At 63.8% G+C, this 1,910-nt stretch carries 2 protein-coding genes and 1 pseudogene; all 3 read right to left on the minus strand.

Features of this window, described 5'->3' with window-relative positions; translation table 11 throughout:
• Positions 1-426 (minus strand): annotated as a pseudogene (locus tag ACH2DW_RS15295) (alkylhydroperoxidase-related (seleno)protein); the annotation flags it as partial.
• Between the two features lie 84 nt (positions 427-510).
• The gene (locus ACH2DW_RS15300) at positions 511-1,119 is read right to left on the minus strand and encodes a DsbA family protein (RefSeq protein ID WP_394930606.1); all 609 of its coding nucleotides are present in this window, start codon (positions 1,117-1,119) and stop codon (positions 511-513) included.
• Positions 1,120-1,123: 4 nt separating this feature from the next.
• On the minus strand, positions 1,124-1,910 hold a 787-nt coding region (locus ACH2DW_RS15305), incomplete at its 5' end, for a class I SAM-dependent methyltransferase (protein ID WP_394930607.1).

Below are 1,910 nucleotides of genomic sequence, written 5' to 3' on the forward strand. Positions count from 1 at the left end.
GTCGTCAGGACGTACCTGCGTTGGCTCGCCAGCGGCGGGTGTTGGGAGCGGCAGTTCAGGGCGACCCATGGCCCGCTGGAACCGGTCGATGACCGTGACGATCGCCGTGACGCCGATCAGCTCCGTGTAGGTCTCTTCGCCGAGTGCAGCGATCTGTTCGGCGGCCCACGACCGTGTGAGCCGACCTGGATCTGACGCTGTGCGGTGCACGACCTCCATCGCTGGTGCTGAAAGTTCAGCGGTGCTTGCGTGTGAACCGCTGACCGCGTTTGGCGACAGTGCCCGTCGCCGCTTTTGATCGAGCTCGTTGGTATCGGCTGCTCGCGCTTCTCGCCACACGCCGATGCGCTGTGCGCCGGTCAACCAATCACCGGGACTGGCAATCGCCTCGGTCGCCGAACGCTGCGCTTCGTCGATGCTGCTCATGTACGAACAGTAGTGACATCGTTCGGAGCCGCTCGACGCCGCGCTGGTCGTGATGGATCGTCGCAGGCGATGCGCTGCTGAGGTTCAGTCGTCGATGGTGGCGAAGAACTGAGCGAGGCTGTCGGGGTCGAACCGCGCGGTGAGGTGGTTCTCGGCATCGTGTCCGAGGTCCAGTGCCGGGCAGAAGAAGTTGGTGTCGCCCACCCAGAAGTGCGGTGAACCGCTGACCCCACGGGCCAGTCCGTCCTCGTAGTCGGCGCGCACTGCAATGCTCTCGTCGTGCGGGGTGACACCGTGTTCGGCAGCGATCTCAGCCAGGACGTTGAGGTCGCCAACGTCACGGCCCTGCTCGAAGAGCGCCACGCGCAATGCCAGGCTCACAGCCATGCCCGTCGCGGCGTCGACGCCGTATGCAGCTGCTGCCAGCTCGAGTGCGGGCAGGGTGGTGGATGGCCAATGGTCGGGCCGCAGCCCAGCAAAATCATCCACGCCGAGCTGTTCACTCAGCGCGGCGGCCTTGACCTGGACGGGGGCAACATCGAGCGCGCTGCCGTTCACCCACTCGAGCGGCCACGCTCGAACGACGACGTCGACAGGATGGTCGAGGATCGAGACGTGTTCGATGACCCGTTTCAGACCGACGTGCGTGAATGGACAGGTGATGTCGGCGAAGACTTCGACAGTCGTGTTCATCTGGTCATTCTCGCGGCTCGATGTCCGAGAGGAAACCTGATTGAACCGTTGGGAGCAGTCCAGATTTCGTAGCCGTCACAACGAAACCGCGGATCTTGCCGACGGGGTCGACGGAACCGAATCGCTGCGTCAGAGCGGCAGCCGACACTTCGAGTGCCACAGCAAGGCCGTTCGGGTCGAGCGCTTCGACTTCGGCTCGCAACGGTGTGCCCTCGAGGTATGCCCTCGCCGGAATGTGACACGTCGCCGCTCGGCTGTGTGCGTCGACGGTGTCGATCGTGACTGATGCGAATCCTCCGCACATCGCGAGGTCAGCGCGGAGCACGGCGTCGTCGTGATAGCCGTGTGGTGTGCGTGACATAAACCTCGGCGGATCCGATGGGAACAACTCTGCAAGGGACCGCTCGACGACATGCACGAACTCGTTCTGCTCGATCGCATCCCAGACAGTGAAAAGGTAGGTGCCACCCGGCCGGAGTACGCGTGCGACCTCGGCGTGTGCTGCGACCTTGTCGGGGAAGAACATCACGCCGAACTGGCACACGACGACGTCGAACGAGGCATCGGGGAACGGGAGGTTCATCACGTCCGCCTGCTGCCACTCGACCGGACCGGCGGTGCCCATGGCCTCGGCGTGATCGAGCATCGGTTGGTTGAGGTCGGTCGCCGTGATGGAGACCGACTCGTTCAAGCCTGCCGCGAGTGCCCGAGTCACGACGCCGCTGATAGTTTTTGGTTCGTACCAGTCGCCCCAGTGAGGATCTTCCAATGAACGACGAATCAGTCCAACC

The organism is uncultured Ilumatobacter sp., assembly GCF_963980585.1.
Taxonomy (GTDB): Bacteria; Actinomycetota; Acidimicrobiia; order Acidimicrobiales; family Ilumatobacteraceae; genus Ilumatobacter_A.